The 16,145-nt window shown below is 64.8% G+C and carries 12 protein-coding genes; 5 read left to right on the top strand and 7 right to left on the bottom strand.

Annotation, left to right across the window (positions count from 1 at the left end; all coding sequences use genetic code 11):
* Positions 1-327: 327 nt before the first annotated feature.
* Positions 328-1,701, top strand: a complete 1,374-nt coding sequence (locus P9272_RS31630) for an MFS transporter (protein ID WP_278163971.1) — start codon at positions 328-330, stop codon at positions 1,699-1,701.
* A gap of 146 nt (positions 1,702-1,847) precedes the next feature.
* Here the strand turns inward: P9272_RS31630 and purH are convergent, their stop codons facing one another.
* The 4 genes from purH to htpX all read right to left on the bottom strand — a co-directional run bounded on the left by purH (position 1,848) and on the right by htpX (position 7,856).
* Complete coding sequence (purH, locus tag P9272_RS31625; protein WP_278163969.1) at positions 1,848-3,464, bottom strand: bifunctional phosphoribosylaminoimidazolecarboxamide formyltransferase/IMP cyclohydrolase; 1,617 nt, start codon at positions 3,462-3,464, stop codon at positions 1,848-1,850.
* Between the two features lie 112 nt (positions 3,465-3,576).
* Positions 3,577-5,301 (bottom strand): heparinase II/III family protein, encoded by a 1,725-nt coding sequence (locus tag P9272_RS31620; protein ID WP_278163967.1) that lies wholly within the window; start codon positions 5,299-5,301, stop codon positions 3,577-3,579.
* A 147-nt stretch (positions 5,302-5,448) separates the two neighbouring features.
* Positions 5,449-6,822 (bottom strand): RsmB/NOP family class I SAM-dependent RNA methyltransferase, encoded by a 1,374-nt coding sequence (locus P9272_RS31615; RefSeq protein WP_278163984.1) that lies wholly within the window; start codon positions 6,820-6,822, stop codon positions 5,449-5,451.
* Positions 6,819-7,856 carry a zinc metalloprotease HtpX gene (gene htpX, locus P9272_RS31610; RefSeq protein WP_278163965.1) on the bottom strand — a complete coding sequence of 346 codons (1,038 nt, stop codon included), beginning with the start codon at positions 7,854-7,856 and terminating at the stop codon, positions 6,819-6,821. The genes P9272_RS31615 and htpX overlap by 4 nt, the downstream gene beginning before the upstream one ends.
* A gap of 105 nt (positions 7,857-7,961) precedes the next feature.
* On the opposite strand from htpX, the gene P9272_RS31605 reads away from it, so the two are divergent.
* Positions 7,962-8,183, top strand: coding sequence for a DUF1674 domain-containing protein (locus tag P9272_RS31605; RefSeq protein ID WP_278163963.1), 222 nt, complete (start codon positions 7,962-7,964; stop codon positions 8,181-8,183).
* Between the two features lie 61 nt (positions 8,184-8,244).
* On the opposite strand, the gene P9272_RS31600 is transcribed toward P9272_RS31605, so the two are convergent.
* Positions 8,245-8,910, bottom strand: a complete 666-nt coding sequence (locus P9272_RS31600; protein ID WP_278163961.1) for an HAD-IA family hydrolase — start codon at positions 8,908-8,910, stop codon at positions 8,245-8,247.
* A gap of 170 nt (positions 8,911-9,080) precedes the next feature.
* On the opposite strand from P9272_RS31600, the gene P9272_RS31595 reads away from it, so the two are divergent.
* The 3 genes from P9272_RS31595 (at position 9,081) to P9272_RS31585 (ending at position 13,354) form a co-directional block, all read left to right on the top strand.
* The gene (locus P9272_RS31595; RefSeq protein WP_278163959.1) at positions 9,081-9,950 is read left to right on the top strand and encodes a transglutaminase family protein; all 870 of its coding nucleotides are present in this window, start codon (positions 9,081-9,083) and stop codon (positions 9,948-9,950) included.
* Between the two features lie 355 nt (positions 9,951-10,305).
* A complete protein-coding gene (locus P9272_RS31590) occupies positions 10,306-11,667 on the top strand; it encodes a pilus assembly protein (RefSeq protein ID WP_278163957.1) in 1,362 nt (453 codons plus the stop codon).
* Between the two features lie 418 nt (positions 11,668-12,085).
* Positions 12,086-13,354 (top strand): cyclopropane-fatty-acyl-phospholipid synthase family protein, encoded by a 1,269-nt coding sequence (locus P9272_RS31585; RefSeq protein ID WP_278163955.1) that lies wholly within the window; start codon positions 12,086-12,088, stop codon positions 13,352-13,354.
* Between the two features lie 10 nt (positions 13,355-13,364).
* Here the strand turns inward: P9272_RS31585 and P9272_RS31580 are convergent, their stop codons facing one another.
* Positions 13,365-14,132 (bottom strand): MOSC domain-containing protein, encoded by a 768-nt coding sequence (locus tag P9272_RS31580; RefSeq protein ID WP_278163954.1) that lies wholly within the window; start codon positions 14,130-14,132, stop codon positions 13,365-13,367.
* A complete protein-coding gene (gene acs / locus P9272_RS31575; protein WP_278163952.1) occupies positions 14,132-16,087 on the bottom strand; it encodes an acetate--CoA ligase in 1,956 nt (651 codons plus the stop codon). Before acs ends, P9272_RS31580 begins: the two co-directional genes overlap by 1 nt.
* Between the last annotated feature and the right edge of the window lie 58 nt (positions 16,088-16,145).

Genomic DNA, 16,145 nt, shown 5'->3' with positions numbered 1-16,145 from the left:
TTACCCCGGGGGGGGGGGGGGGGGGGGCCCGGGGTTTTTTGGGGGGGGGTTTTTTTTTTGGGGGGGGGGGCCCCCCCCCCCCGCCGGGGGGGGGGGTGTGGGGCCCGCCCCGCGCCCGGAGAGGGGCTTCGTAGGGCGGAGACCTTTCTCCAACGATCGTCGCTGCTCCAGTCGCCGCACTCCCCTCTCCGTCTCGGCTTCGCCGAGCCACCTCTCCCCACTTCGTGGGGCGAGAAAAGCAATGGCAGCGCCAAGCTTGTTCATTTGCATCGCTGCCTGAAAACATGCAGACATGGCGCCCGACGCGGGCGATGCCAAGGAATCAGCATGGTGGCAGTAGATACAGTGCAGCGGGCATCGGGGCGCGGCATCTGGGGCTGGATGTTCTTCGACTGGGCGGCGCAGCCTTTCTTCACCGTCGTCACCACCTTCATCTTCGGCCCCTATTTCGTCTCGCGCATGGCGAGTGACCCGACCGCCGGGCAGGCCGCCTGGGGCTACGGCATCGCCGCGGCGGGCCTGGTCATCGCAGTGCTGTCGCCGGTGCTCGGCTCGATTGCCGACCAGACCGGGCCGCGCAAGCCATGGATCGCCTTCTTCGCAACGATCAAGATCGTCAGCCTCAGCCTGCTGTGGTTCGCCGCGCCCGGCTCGAACCTCTTCCTGGTCGTGCTGTTGTTCTCGCTGGCGTCGGTTGCGGCCGAATTCTCCACCGTGTTCAACGATTCCATGATGCCGCGGCTGGTGCCGAAGGAAGAGATCGGCCGCATTTCCAATGTCGCCTGGGGACTCGGCTATCTCGGCGGCATGGTGGCGCTGATCTTCGTGGTGCTGTTCCTGGCCGGCAATCTCGAAACCGGCAAGACGCTCATCGGCCTCGACCCACTGTTCGGGCTGGACCCGAAGCTGGGTGAGGATGCGCGCTTCACCGGGCCGATGTCGGCCGGCTGGTATTTCCTGTTCATCCTGCCGATGTTCTTCTTCACGCCCGACGCCATCAAGGGCATCCCGATCGGACCGGCGGTGCGCGAGGGCCTGTCGGAACTGAAGTCGACGCTCGCCGAAGTGCGCCGGCGCAGCGGCATCCTGCGCTTCCTTTTGGCGCGCATGATCTATCAGGACGGCGTCAACGCGCTGCTTGCGCTCGGCGGCACCTTCGCGGCCGGCATGTTCCACTGGTCGATCACCGAGATCGGTATGTTCGGCATCATCCTCAACATCGTCGCCATCTTCGGCTGCTGGATCGCGGCGCGGCTCGATACGGCGCTCGGCTCGAAGCATGTGGTGATGATCTCGTTGGTCATGCTGTCGGTCGCCACGATCGGTGTCGTCTCGACCGGCCCGGGCTTCACGCTGCTCGGCCTGATCCCGCTGCCGACAACCGATTCCGGCGGACTGTTCGGCACCGCGGCCGAAAAGGCTTATATCCTCTACGGGCTGCTGATCGGCCTCGCCTTCGGACCGGTTCAGGCCTCATCACGCTCCTACATGGCGCGTAGCGTGACTGCTGCCGAGTCAGGCCGCTATTTCGGCATCTATGCTCTGGCAGGGCGGGCGACCAGCTTCCTGGCGCCGTTCATGGTGGCGAGCATCACCACGATGAGTGATTCGCCGCGGCTCGGCATGGCGGCGATCATTCTGTTCCTCGGCCTCGGCATGGCGATCTTGGCGGGGACGCCATACCCGGCGGACAAGCGGTAGGAGACGCTTCGATAATTCTACTCCGCTGGCCGCTTGCCGCGGTTTTCTGCGCTTCCGGTGCTCACGGACCTTAGGTCCGCTCCGGTTCTCGAAAACCGCACCAATCGACTCAGCGGAGCGAATTCCTGACATCTCCGCGCCGAGCATCAATGCCTGAAATGCCTGACCCCGGTGAACACCATGGCGATGCCGTGCTCGTCGGCGGCGGCGATCACGTCCTCGTCGCGCATCGACCCGCCGGGCTGGATGACGGCGGTGGCGCCGGCTTCGATCGCCGACAATAGGCCATCGGCGAAGGGGAAGAAGGCGTCGGAGGCGACGACCGAACCCTTGGTCAGCGGCTCGGCGAGGCCTGCCGCTTCTGCCGCGTCGAGCGCCTTGCGGGCGGCGATGCGCGAGGAATCGACGCGGCTCATCTGGCCGGCACCGATGCCGACCGTCGCTCCGTTTTTCGCATAGACGATGGCGTTGGACTTCACGTGCTTGGCGACGCGGAAGGCGAATTTGAGGTCGGCCAGTTCGGCCGGCGTCGGCGCGCGCTTAGTCACCACTTTCAGGTCGAGGTCGTCCACGACGGCATTGTCGCGGCTCTGCACCAAAAGCCCGCCGGCGACCGACTTCACCGTCGTGCCGGCGGCGCGCGGGTCGGGCAGGCCGCCGGTGACCAGCAGGCGCAAATTCTTCTTGGCCGCCACGATGGCGGTGGCTTCGTCGGTGGCGTCCGGCGCGATGATCACCTCGGTGAAGGTTTTCACGATCTCCTGCGCCGCCTCAGCGTCGAGGATGCGGTTCATGGCGACGATGCCGCCGAAGGCCGAGACCGGATCACAGGCCAGCGCCTTGGCGTAGGCCGCCTTCAGCGTTTCACCCTCGGCAACGCCGCAGGGATTGGCGTGCTTGATGATGGCGATCGCCGCCGAGCGGGCCGGATCGAACTCGCCCACCAGCTCGAAGGCAGCGTCGGTGTCGTTGATGTTGTTGTAGGAGAGCTGCTTGCCCTGCAATTGCTTCGCCGTCGCTACGCCCGGCCGCTTGTCGCCCGACAGATAAAAGCCCGCATTCTGATGCGGATTCTCGCCATAACGCATCACCTGGTCGAGCCGGCCGCCGAAAGCGCGCCATGTCGGGTGCTCGATCTGGAGCTCCTCGGCGAACCAGCCGGAAATCGCCGCGTCATAAGTGGCGGTGCGGGCAAAGGCCTTGGCCGCCAGCTTCTTGCGGAAGTCGAGCGACAGCGAGCCGAGATTCATCTCCAATGCGTTGACCACTGAAGCATAGTCGGCCGGGTCGGTGACGATGGCGACATAGGCGTGGTTCTTGGCCGAAGCGCGGATCATCGCCGGGCCGCCGATATCGATGTTCTCGACGATCGAGGCATAGCCGGCGCCAGAGCCGCGGACCTCCTCGAACGGATAGAGGTTCGAGACGACCAGGTCGATCGGCTCGATGTGGTGGTCGCGCATGGCCTTGGCATGGTCGGCATCGTCGCGGATGCCGAGCAGCGCGCCGTGCACCGAAGGATGCAGGGTCTTCACCCGGCCGTCCATGATTTCGGGAAAGCCGGTGAGTTCGGAAACGTCGCGCACCGCAAGGCCCGCCTCGGCGATGGTCTTGGCCGTGCCGCCCGTCGAAACCAGTTCGACCCCGGAAGCGGCGAGCGCTTTGGCAAAGTCGACCAGCCCGGTCTTGTCGAAGACGGAAAGCAGGGCGCGGCGCACCGGAACGAGATCCGGCGCCGGAATGTTTTTTGTGGGCACGGCCATGGCGGGCGGCCTTTCGGAGCTGTTGGAAGGGACGTCGGCCGGCCCTAGCATATGAGCCCCGGAAATCAAGTGAATCCGGGGCTGGGCGCGCAGCCGCGTTTGCCGGGCAGGGTCAGTTGTTTTCGGGATAGCCGGCAATATCGGTGCGCGTCAGCTGCCAGTGGACTTCGGCAATCTCAGAGGCCTTGAAGGCGAGCACGATCTGCCGGCTGCGGCGCGGGCCGCTCAGGCCGGCGAAATAGATCGATTCCTCGACCTCCGGCACGACTTCGGCGCAGGTGAAGACCCAGCTGTCGCCCTGCGCGGCGGCAAGGGTCAGCCGGTCGTGACCGTCCTGCAGCAGGCTGATGTCGGGGTGGACATGGAAGCGCACCGTGACGAAGTCGCGGCCATTGTTGCGGATCGCGGCATTGCCCGGGCGCAGGAAACGGTCGCGGCCGGCAAGAACGTTGCCGTTCGTGCCGAGCTTCAGCTCGCGCTCATGCAGGAAGCCGAATTGCTGGACATAGCCATCATGGCGGGCAACGAAGCCTTGCATGCCCTTCTGGTCGAGGCGCTTGCAGGGCACATGCTGCGGGCCGCCGATCAGCGGCGAGCCCAAAAGGTCGCTGACCCGCAGCGAATGGCTGAAGCGCGCCGACGAGGTGTCGTTGATCGTCGCGGTCGAATGCGCGGCGGTGGCACGCGCCAGAGGCCGGAATTCCGGGGCGCCGTAAGTGTCGATGCCGGCATTGACGATGAAGTGCTGGCGCCCGGAGGAAAGCTCGAAGGCGAGACAGCCGGCATGCGCGGCGTTGGAGACGTCGATCGGCGGCGGCAGGCCGGTGTCGGCGATCACCGTCACGCCGCCCATCGAAAGGCGCTCATAGCCGGAATGCGGCGCGTGCAGCAGCGGCGCGCCCACCGTGTCGTCATGGCGCATGATGGTGGCGATGCGGTCATGGATGGTGGCGCCCATGCCGTTGAAGCGGGCCAGACTGCCGTCCTGGTGGCGGAAGAAGCGCAGCGCCGGCAACATGCGGTCGATGGCCCCGATCAAGGCCGCCGGCGGCGCCTCCGCCTGGTTGGCATAGGTCTGGCGCAGCGGCAGGAGATCGGCCAGCAATTCCAGCACGGCCATCGGCTTGCGCGAGATGTGGCCGCCATCGGGCAGGATCTGGTGCTCCAGCTCCTCAGCCAGGTTGCGCGTCGCGGAACGCAGCGCCGAGGCCGGCGCCGGCAGGGACAGCGCGGCGAAAGCGAGCGCGATGCGGGCGCGCAGCCTGGCCTCGCCATCCGGCATCTCACGCGACACCGAGCGCAGGTAGCGGATCTGCACGGCAAGCGATTTGAGGAAGGCGCGATAGAACGGGAATTCGGCGCCTTGCAGCACCACCGAGGAATGCTGCAGCCAGGCGATCACGCGCTTGGCCGTCGTTCCCGGCTCCCAGGCGACGCCGGAAATCTGATTGCCGTGCATGGCGATCCAGTCGGTCACCAGCGCCCTGGCGTTGGCGGCGGCGAGCTCGGTGCCGGCGGCGCGCATGTGGCGCAGCCAGCGGAAGCCATGCAGCGATTTCTGCCAGCCGCGATTGGGTACGTCGAGCTGAAAGGGTGAAGTGCCGCCGGTCTCGACCAGATGGCCGGACAGCGGATAGCGGCCGTAATAAATCTCGAGCGCGATTTGCGGATCGGCGAGCCGCAAATCCGGCGGGGCGATCAGGACGCGTTCAGGCGTGCGACCGGAATAGCGCCAGCGATAGACCGGACCGGCGCGCAAACGCCGGCGCGTCTTGCGCCAGAACTCCTTCGCGACGTGCGTCCATAGACGCGTCGTGCTGCCGGCAACAAATGCCAAAAGCCCTCCTGATGTCCCCATAACCCAAGCACAAGCTTATGCGATTCAAGAACTTATGCGAAGACGGATTTCGCCGAAGTGAACCGCTTCACGCCGCTTTGCCCGTGTCGTCCCTGAAAAGTCAGCGGGTTTAATACCGATAACGACTTATCCGGCCCGTCTCATCCGTGCGGCGAAGAAGCCGTCCAGGCCGGAAATTGCTGGCGATTCCAGCGCCAGGTCGGCCGGGGTGGTGCGCAGAGTCCCCTGCGGCGTCAGGAACGGATCGATGCCGGCAAATTCGCCGGGCTGGATCGGATCGGCGGTCACGCCGGGGTTCCCGACGAGGAAGTCGCGATAGAGCTCCTCGCCTTCGATCGGGTCGAGCGAGCAGTTGGAAAAGACGACGCGGCCGCCGGGCCTGACCAGCGTGAAGGCGTGGGCAAGCAGCTTGCGCTGGAGGGCGGCGAGCTTTTCGACATCGGCCATGGTCTTGGTCCATGGCACATCGGGGTGGCGGCGCACGGTGCCGGTCGAGGAGCAGGGCGCATCGAGCAGCACGGCGTCAAAGAGTTGCGAAGGCTTGTAGTCGAGCAGGTCGGTATGGACCAGATCGGCCGCAAGGCCGAGGCGGTCGAGATTCTGCTTCAGCCGCGCCAGCCGGTTCTTCGAGGTGTCGACTGCGGTGACGCTGGCGCCGGCCAGGATAAGCTGCGCGGTCTTGCCGCCGGGCGCGGCGCACAGGTCGGCGACGCGCTGGCCCCTGATGTCGCCGAACAGGCGCGCCGGCAGGCTTGCGGCTGCATCCTGCACCCACCAGTCGCCATCGGTGAAGCCGGGCAGGTCGATGACATTCGCCGAGAGCTTTTCGACGCGCACCGTGCCGGTGGGCAGCACGATGCCGCTTAGACGCTGGGCCCAAAGCGCAGGATCGGCCTTGACGGTGAAATCGACCGGCGCCTCGTGGCGATGCGCGGCAAGGATGGCGCGCGCCTTGTCGGCTCCGTAGGCGGCAGTCAGCCGCTCGGCAAACCATTGCGGCGCCTCGCTGGTGGCGGCAAGCGCCGGGCCAAGCTCGGCCTCCTTGGCGCGGGCCAGCGAACGCAGCACGCCGTTGACGAGGCCGGAAAAGCGCAGAGTGCGCGGATCGGACTTGGCGTGGGTGACGGCAAGGTCGACGGCGGCGCTGTCGGGAACATCGAGGAACAGGATCTGCGCGGCGGCGACATTGAGAATATGCGAGAGCGCCGTCGCATTGGCCGGCAGCGGCTTCTCCAGCCGCTTCGTCAGCAACCCGGCAATGGTCATGCGGTGGCGCAGCGCGGTCACCAGGATGGCGCGCACCAGCGAACGGTCGCGCCCGTCCAGCGCCTTGTATTGCGGGTGGCCGTGCTCGTTGTCGGTGAGCCCGTCCAATGGGGTGCGCGCGTCGATGACAGCGGCAAGCAGGCGCGCCGCCGCCTTGCGCGCGGCAAGGCCGGCTATCTCGTCATCAGCCTTGTGTTGCGGATTGCCTGGCTGTCCGCGCCTCGGCGGCGTCACGACCAAGGGCCTTTCGGCCGGATATTGCGCGGTCCGGTCGGGTTGCGGCCCCACGGATTGGGTCTCGGCTGCGGCGGTCCGGCAGGCGGGGCGGGTTCCGTCCGCTTGCCCCACGGGCCGGCCGACGTCTCCTCGGGCTGGATGGGCGGCGGCGCGGAAGCCTGGCGTCGATTGGCCGGCGGCGCGCGCCCCATCTCGCTTGCCATCTCCTGCAGCGCCGCGATGCGGTTCTCTGTGCTCGGATGGGTCGAGAACAGATTGTCCATGCGTTCGCCATGCAGAGGGTTGATGATGAAGAGATGCGCCATCGCCGGGTTGCGCTCGGCATCCTCATTGGGGATCTGCTCCGCGCCGTGTGCGATCTTGGCGAGCGCCGAAGCCAGCCACAGCGGATTGCCGCAGATCTCGGCGCCGCGACGGTCGGCCTCATATTCGCGGGTGCGACTTACGGCCATCTGCACGATCATGGCGGCGAAGGGCGCGACCAGCATGGCCACAAGCACGCCGACGAAGCCGAAAGAATTGTTGTTGTCCCGGTTGCCGCCGAGGAAGAAGGCGAAGTTGCCGAGCATCGAGATGGCGCCGGCGAGCGTCGCCACGATCGTCATGGTCAGCGTGTCGCGATGCTGCACATGGGCAAGCTCATGCGCCATCACTGCCGCGACCTCCTCGTGGGAGAGCCGCTGGAGCAGGCCGGTGGACGCGGCCACCGCGGCATTCTCGGGGTTGCGGCCGGTGGCGAAGGCGTTGGGCTGCGGGTTGTCGATCAGATAGGTCTTCGGCATCGGCAGGCCGGCCTGCCTGGCCAGCGCCTGAACGATCGCGTAATATTCCGGCGCGTTCTTCTCGTCGACCTCGACGGCGCGGTTCATCGACAGCACCATCTTGTCGGCGTTCCAGTAGCTGAACAGGTTGGTGCCGGCGGCGATCAGAAGCGCGATGACCATGCCGCTCGAGCCGCCGATCAGATAGCCGACGCCCATGAACAGCGCCGTCATCGCGGCAAGAAGCATGGCGGTGCGAAGCGTGTTCATCGTGTCATCCGTTCGGGGCGATGGAGAATTGGGGTCGATCCTTTTGTGGTCATGGCTATATGATGGGAAAGGCGGGGCCCCGTTTCAATCGGCAGGGAATATCGCATGACCGAACTGACCAACAAGACCGAAACCGCGGGCGAAGGCGACGGGCCGCGAAAGATGCGGACGCCGGCCGCGAGCCGCGCGCTGGCGGAGGCCGAGGCCAGGCGCAGGGAATATCGCGAGGCCGAGGCAAAATTGCCGAGGGAAATCGGCGGCCGCGGCGGCAAGGAACCGGGCCGCTATGGCGATTGGGAAGTGAAGGGCCTCACCAGCGACTTCTAACCGGATGTGCTGATATCCAGATGGGCCGGCCTGCAAGCGGCTCGGCCTGACCTTAACATCCTTAGGCCGCAGCCTGGGTTGGCGCCAACACGATGAAACCATTGTCGTCCGTCGCAATGCCGATTTCGTCATAGGAACGGATTGTTGGGTGCGGTGTGACGAGCGGGTGGACGTGCGTGGCGCCGATCACCATCACCGAGGCGCCGGACGCCTCGCCCGCCGCGATGCCTGCCGGCGCATCCTCAAAGACCAGGCAATCGCGCGCCTCGACGCCAAGACGCTTTGCCGCCAGGAGAAAACAATCCGGCGCAGGCTTGCCACGGGTCACGTCTTCCGCCGTCACCATCATGGCGGGAACCGGGATGCCGGCCGCCTCGATGCGCAGCAGCGCCAACTCGCGTGGGGCCGAGGTGACGATGGTCCAGCGCTCCGGCGGCAGCGATTCCAGGAACGCGACGGCGCCGGGGATCGGGATGATGCCTTCGAGGTCGTCCGCCTCGGCCTTGAGCAGCGCATCGGCTTCCGCAACCGCATCGACGCCGGGAAGCATCAATCCGCCGATCGTCTCGATCGCCCGCTTGCCATGGATGGTCGGCAGGAAGGTCGCGACATCCAGCCCGTGACGCCCCGCCCACTTCGTCCACACCCGTTCGGCCGCGGCTATGGAGTTGAGCACTGTGCCGTCCATGTCGAACAGGAAGGCGGCGAACTTTGAGCCTGAAAACATCAAATTTCCTGGAGAATCGTTTTCGGGGAGGGCGAAACGCAGGGCTCAGTCTAGACCGGCCGAGGCCGGCTGAGAAGGCGAGAAGCCCGCACTTCGACTCGGCACGGGAACAACCTTTGGTTCGCGGCGTTGATCAGGCGATCTTTCCGAAATCATAAAGGGGGCATGCGATGCTGATCCGGCTCGGCTATGAAATCGCCATTGAATGCGCGGCAGAGACGCCGATCATCTCGCTTCTCGATATCCATCCCGAGCGCCATGCCGACATCAAGCGACAGACACGGGTCCTGACATCGCCGTCGGTGCCGACCCGGACCTATCGCGACCGCCACGGCAATATCTGCCGTCGCTTCACCGCGCCCGCCGGAAATTTCCGCATCCTCTACGATGCGGAGGTTGAGGACAGCGGCGAGACGGACGAGGTCAACACGCTGGCGCGGGAAATGCCTGTAGCGGACCTGCCCGACGACGTGCTGGTCTATCTGCTCGGAAGCCGCTATTGCGAGACCGACCACCTCAGCAACACCGCCTGGCAGCTTTTCGGCCAGCTGCCGCCCGGCTGGGCGCGGGTCCAGGCAATCGTCGACTATGTCAACAGCCGGCTCTCCTTCGGCTACGGCTATGCGCGGGCCACCCGTACGGCGGCCCAGGCGCATGAGGAGCGTGTCGGCGTCTGCCGCGATTTCGCGCATCTGGCGATCACGCTTTGCCGGTGCATGAACATTCCGGCGCGCTACGTGAACGGCTATCTTGGCGATATCGGCGTGCCGGCCGATCCGGCCCCGATGGACTTCTCGGCCTGGATGGAAGTCTTCCTGGACGTAAAATGGTACACGTTCGATCCGCGCCACAACCGGCGGCGCATCGGCCGCGTCGTCATCGCGCGAGGCCGCGACGCCACCGACGTGCCGCTGCTGCACAGTTTCGGTCCGCATCGGCTCTCGCTTTTCAAGGTGTGGACCTATGAGCAGGAAGGCAACCGCTTCAATCCTCCGCACCACGGCGTCGACCGGACGGTCAACGCGCAGATGCTGGCCTAAAGTCGGTCTATATTCAGGTGAGGCCGGCCTCCTAGGCTGCGGCGCTCAAAGGCTGAGCGCCGTACTGTTTCATCACGGCTCATGGCTGCCGCTGACCCGCTTCGGCACAGCCCGATTGTGTCGAACAGGGACCGGGCGCGGCAGCCGGAACGATCATGGCAAGCACTTCATGAAGCTTACCTTGCCTGAGCATTTTCGTTTACTTCTCGTTCACCCACAAATCTGCTGAAAGCCAGTAAAAACAATACATTAACTGCTTGTTAAGCGTCTTTTGGGCGGTTGCCGGCAGGTCTGGCCGAAATCCTGCAACGCCTTTGCCGAGCGGCACGGTGCCGCGACAGTGGGGGTGGAAGGGATGCGGCGGTTCAGAGGTGTCGTTCGTGGGGTGGACGGCTTTACCCGGAATCGCGAAGGCAATTTCGCGGTTCTGTTCGGAGCTGCCGCATCCGTCCTCGCGCTGGGGGTGGGATTCGCAGTCAATATCTCGCAGCTCTACAATGCGAGGTCGAGCTTGCAGAGCGTCGTCGACGCCGCCGTCACCTCGACGGCCCGCGATCTCACCCTTGGCATCATCACGGAAGCTGACGCCAGCAAAACGGTGCAGGCCTTCCTCGACGCCAACAGCGCCGCCGGCATCCTGCAGGCCAACCAGATCGTGCTGGACAAGCTTACGATCAACAAGACGGCCAACACCGTACAGGCGGATGCGCATGCCGATGTCGGCCTCTTTTTTCCGCTATTCAGCACCGACAGCATGCGGCGCGTGACCGCTTCGACCACCGCGCTCTACTCGGACAAGACGGTGGAGGTGGCGATGATGCTCGATGTCACCGGTTCGATGGCGGGCCAGAAAATCAAGGACCTGAGGGCGGCGGCGAGCAACGCGGTCAATTCGTTCCTTGGCGGCCAGAGCGCCACCAATCCGCGCGTGCGCGTAGCGATCGTGCCCTATGCCAATTCGGTCAATGTCGGCTCGCTGGCAGCAAGCACGGTCTTTGTCGAGACCAAGCCCAGCGAGCGCAAGCAGGCGCCGGGCAATGACGATCCGAAATATGTCTCGGCGTCGACACGGCCGGACAATTGCGCGACCGAGCGCAAGGGCGCCTATCAATATTCGGATGCCGGCCCGGCAGTCAGCATGGTCAACCGTGACCTCTATTTGTCGGCCTTCGCCCAGCAGACCAACACCGCAGCCTGCCCCGTTGCCACGGTTCAGCCGTTGACCGCGAATGCGTCGAGCCTGAACAACGTCATCAAGGACCTTGTCGCTTCCGGCGGTACCGCCGGCCATATCGGCGTGCAATGGGCCTGGTACATGCTTTCGGAGAACTGGGGCGGCGTGATGGCTGCCTCGCAACGACCGGCCAAGATGGATCCGAAGAAGGTGGCGAAATATGTGATCCTGATGACGGACGGCGAATTCAACCTGTCCTATTTCGACGCCAACGGCCCAGACCAAGTCTATAACGACGCCGGCAAGGTGCAGACGCGAACCGCGGCGACGACGCTCTGCGCGGCTATGCGCGACCAAGGCATCGAGATATTCACCATCGGCTTTGCCCTCACCGAGAAGAACGCCAAATCGACACTGCAGTCCTGCGCGAGTCCCGACTCGGGCAACAGCAAGCATTTCTATCAGGCGGCCAACGGCACCGAGCTCGACCAGGCCTTCCAGGATATCGTGCGCAACATCGACAAGCTGACGGTGACCAGGTAGCGGCCCTCAAGCTGCATGGCACGCCCAAACGGAAAAGGCCGCCGCTTCTTCAAGAAGCCGGCGGCCTTCCGTGTTTCCGTCCATGACGCGGCTCCTGGCGGCAAACCCTTCGGGCTACCTGCCGCGCGTCTCGCGCCTTAACGGGAAGACTGCTTCCCGGAAGTGCAATCCGCAGAGCTCACGTTATGGAAAACGAAATCACTCGACATCGGATCACCTCCTTTCAGTTCGTTGAACACAATCAGATGATGGGGTGTGTCGCGACGGAAGACAAGATGACGCTGCGGAATGGCTGTGCTTCGGGCGGGAATCCCGCTGTTGCGGTGCTTTTGCGCAACAGATCGGATTGCGGTCCGCGGGCCAGTGGACGACAGTGCGGTTTGGGAACAGGGCGGATGCGACATAGCGGGAGGTGGGAATGGACGCCGCCGACAGAGCCGCGCGGATCGTACGCAAGGTCGTCGAAACGCTGAAGCCGGGGTTTGCGGTCAGGCTATGGACCGGCGAGCGGATCGGGCCCGCCAGCGGTCCGGTGCTCGCCATCAACGATCAGGACATCGTCTGGCAACTGGTTCGCCGGCCGACCTTCTCGACGCTGGTGGAAATGTGGATTTCCAAGACGGTCGATATCGAAGACGGCACGCTGTTCGATTTCTATGCCGTGCCGTCGCAAGGCAAGCTCAAGACGAGGCTCAAATCCCTGCCCAAGCTGGCAATCTTGCGCGACCTGCCGATAGTGTTGTTCTCGCGCAAGCAGATGACGGCGCGCGCCGACCTTTCCGGCCGCCGGCCTTTCGTCAGCGGATCGAACAAGGAGGCGATCCAGCACCATTACGACATTTCGAATGATTTCTATCGGCTCTTCCTCGATGAGCGCATGGTCTACAGCTGCGGCTATTTCCGGGATTTCACCAACGGCATCGACCGGGCGCAGGTCGACAAGCTCGATCATATCTGCCGCAAGCTCAGGCTGAAGCCTGGCGAAAGGCTGCTCGATATCGGCTGCGGCTGGGGCGCGATGCTCATCCATGCGGCGAAGAACTACGGCGTCGTCGGACACGGCGTCTCGCTGTCGCAAGCCCAGACGGAACTTGCCCGCGAGCGCATCCGGGCCGAAGGGCTGGAGGACCGCATCACCATCGAGATCAAATCCTATGCCGAGCTCTCCGGCACCTTCGACAAGATCTCGTCGATCGGCATGTTCGAGCATTTGGGTCTTGTCAACCACGCGGCCTACTTCTCGGCCGTCCATCGTTTGCTGAAGCCTGGCGGCATCTATCTGCACCACGCCATCACCAGGCGCAGCAAGGGCGACATCAGGAAGACGCTGCGCAAGGGGGCGGAATACAAGGCGCTGATCAAATACATCTTCCCCGGCGGCGAGCTCGACACCATCGGCATGACGCTCGGCAACCTCGAGGCGCACGGCTTCCTCGCCTATGACGTGGAGAACCTGCGCGAGCATTATGCGCGAACCTGCCGGCTGTGGGCGGAGCGCCTGCAGGCGCGCTTCGACGAGGCGATCGCCGAGGTGGGCGAGCCCAAGGCGCGGCTGTGGCTGCTCTATCTGACGGGTTGCTCGATCACCTTCGAGCGCGGCTCGGCGCAGATTTTCCAGACCGTCGTCACCAGGCGCGCCCGCGGCCCGAGCGGCCTGCCGCCGACCCGGGCGGACTTGTACCGGTAGACGGCCCGCTTCAGTCCATCAGACGCATCGGAGCGCCGATCCCGATCCGCGCCGGCCGGTCGACGATGCAGTAGACGCCGAGATTGTGGGCGTTGTGGCGCACCAGATTGCGCAGGATGCCGGGATCGGTGTCGAAGCCTTCCTGGGCGATGATGGTGAAGCCGCAGCGGCGGCAGGGTTCGGAGACGGTGAGCTCGAGGTCGCCGACGGCGAGCTTCCTGCCGATCCATTCCGTTTCCGGGAAAGTCCCTTCGACCGGCTCCATGTCGACGACGATGTTGGGCCGGAAGCGGCGCGGATCGGGCGTGCCCTCGGGATGCAGCGCCTTCAGTCGCGCCAGCGAGGCGGTCGTGAGCAGATGGATCGGCGCCTTGGCATAGCGGGCTTCGGTCGGCGGTCCGGCATAGCCGGGCGCCGCGTTCTCAGCACCGAACGGACGGATGGAGGCCTCGAAGCCGAGAAAGCCTGAAACCGCGCGGTCGCTTTCCGGGTCGGGCGCCGGCAGCCAGCCGCCGCCGGGCACGGCGATTTCGAGCCGCCATTCCTCGCTCATCGGGGCGTTGGTCAACCGGGTGCGGATCAGCGGCACCTTGTGCCACCTGGCCTCGCGATCAGGGCGGGCGATCTCGCCGTCGGAAGCATCGACCAGCCCGAACAGCCGGTCGCCATCGACAGTCGTCGTGCCGACGGAAATGGCATCAAGCCGCTCGCCGGCGAGCGAGCTCGCCGGATAGCGCCAGAGCTGGCTGACGGTGCCGAGGATCGTCTCGCCGGCCATCAGCCTTTCTTGTTCTGGCGGTTGACGACGAGGTCGTCGACCACGGCTGGATCGGCTAATGTCGAGGTGTCGCCCAGCGAACCGAAATCGTCCTCGGCGATCTTGCGCAGGATGCGGCGCATGATCTTGCCGGAACGGGTCTTGGGCAGGCCGGGCGCGAACTGGATCTTGTCCGGCGTGGCGATGGCGCCGATCTCCTTGCGGACATGGGCGACGAGTTCCTTGCGCAGGTCCTCGCTGCCCGTCTCGCCGGCCATCAGCGTGACGTAGCAGTAGATCCCCTGTCCCTTGATGTCGTGCGGATAGCCGACGACCGCTGCCTCGGAAACCTTGTCGTGGCTGACCAGCGCCGATTCGACTTCGGCCGTTCCCATGCGGTGGCCGGAGACGTTGATGACGTCGTCGACGCGGCCGGTGATCCAGTAATAGCCATCGGCGTCACGACGGCAGCCGTCGCCGGTGAAGTACTTGCCCTTGTAGGTCGAGAAATAGGTCTGCACGAACCGCTCGTGGTCGCCATAGACGGTGCGCATCTGGCCCGGCCAGGAATCGGTTATGCAGAGATTGCCGTCGGTGGCGCCTTCCAGCACCTTGCCTTCGCCGTCGACCAGCTGGGGCTGAACGCCGAAGAAGGGCCGCGTGGCGGAACCGGCCTTCAGGTCCGTGGCGCCGGGCAGCGGCGTGATGAGGATGCCGCCGGTCTCGGTCTGCCACCATGTGTCGACGATCGGCACCTTGCCGTTGCCGACGACGTTGAAATACCACTCCCAGGCTTCCGGGTTGATCGGTTCGCCGACCGACCCAAGAACGCGCAGCGATTTGCGCGAGGTCTTCTTCACATGGCTGTCGCCTGCGCCCATCAGGGCGCGTAGCGCCGTCGGCGCGGTGTAGAAGATGTTGACCTTGTGCTTGTCGATGACCTCCCAGAAGCGCGCCTGGGAGGGGTAGTTGGGCACGCCCTCGAACATCAGCGTGGTGGCGCCGTTGGCCAGAGGCCCGTAGACGATATAGCTGTGGCCGGTCACCCAGCCGACATCGGCCGTGCACCAGTAGACGTCGCCGTTATGGTAGTCGAAGACATATTGGTGCGTCATCGAGACGTAGACGAGATAGCCGGCGGTGGTGTGCAGAACGCCCTTCGGCTTGCCGGTCGAGCCGGAGGTGTAGAGGATGAAGAGTGGATCCTCGGCCTTCATCTTCTCCGGCTTGCACTCAGCCTTCACCGAAGCGATCTCGTCATGGTACCAGACGTCGCGACCGGGAGCCCAGCCGACCTTGCCGCCGGTGCGGCGCACGACCACGACCTTGTTGACCTTCACGGAGTTCCTGGCGGCGATGTCGATCGCCTTGTCGGCATTGTCCTTCAGCGGAATGGTCTTGCCGCCGCGCAGGCCCTCATCGGCGGTGATGAGGAAGGTCGATTCGCAGTCGACGATGCGACCGGCGAGCGCGTCCGGCGAGAAGCCGCCAAAGACGATCGAGTGGATGGCGCCGATGCGGGTGCAAGCAAGCATCGCATAGGCCGCCTCCGGGATCATCGGCATGTAGATGGTGACGCGATCGCCCTTCTTGACGCCGTGCTTCTTCATCACATTGGCGAGCCGGCACACATGTTCGTAAAGCTCGTTGTAGGTGATCTTCCTGTCGTCGTAGGGATTGTCGCCTTCCCAGATGATGGCGGTCTGGTTGCCGCGCTTCTTCAGATGCCGGTCGATGCAGTTGTAGGAGACGTTGGTCTGGCCGTCCTCGAACCACTTGATCGAGACTTTGCCGTCGAACGAGGTGTTCTTGACCTTGGTGAAAGGCTTGAACCAGTCGATGCGCTTGCCGTGCTTGCCCCAGAACTTGTCCGGGTTCTTCACGCTGTCGGCATACCATTTGAGGTAGGTATCGTTGTCGATCAACGCGTTCTTCTTCCACGCCGGCTGGACGCGGTGGATATGCACATCGGACATTTCTTGCTTTCCTCCCAAACCACTCCACCGGCTTGAGCCGCCAGCGGCATCGCGGCGA

Origin of the sequence: Mesorhizobium sp. WSM4976 (assembly GCF_029625685.1) — a bacterium.
Lineage (GTDB): Bacteria > Pseudomonadota > Alphaproteobacteria > Rhizobiales > Rhizobiaceae > Mesorhizobium.
This window is presented reverse-complemented; position numbering and strand designations above follow the sequence as displayed.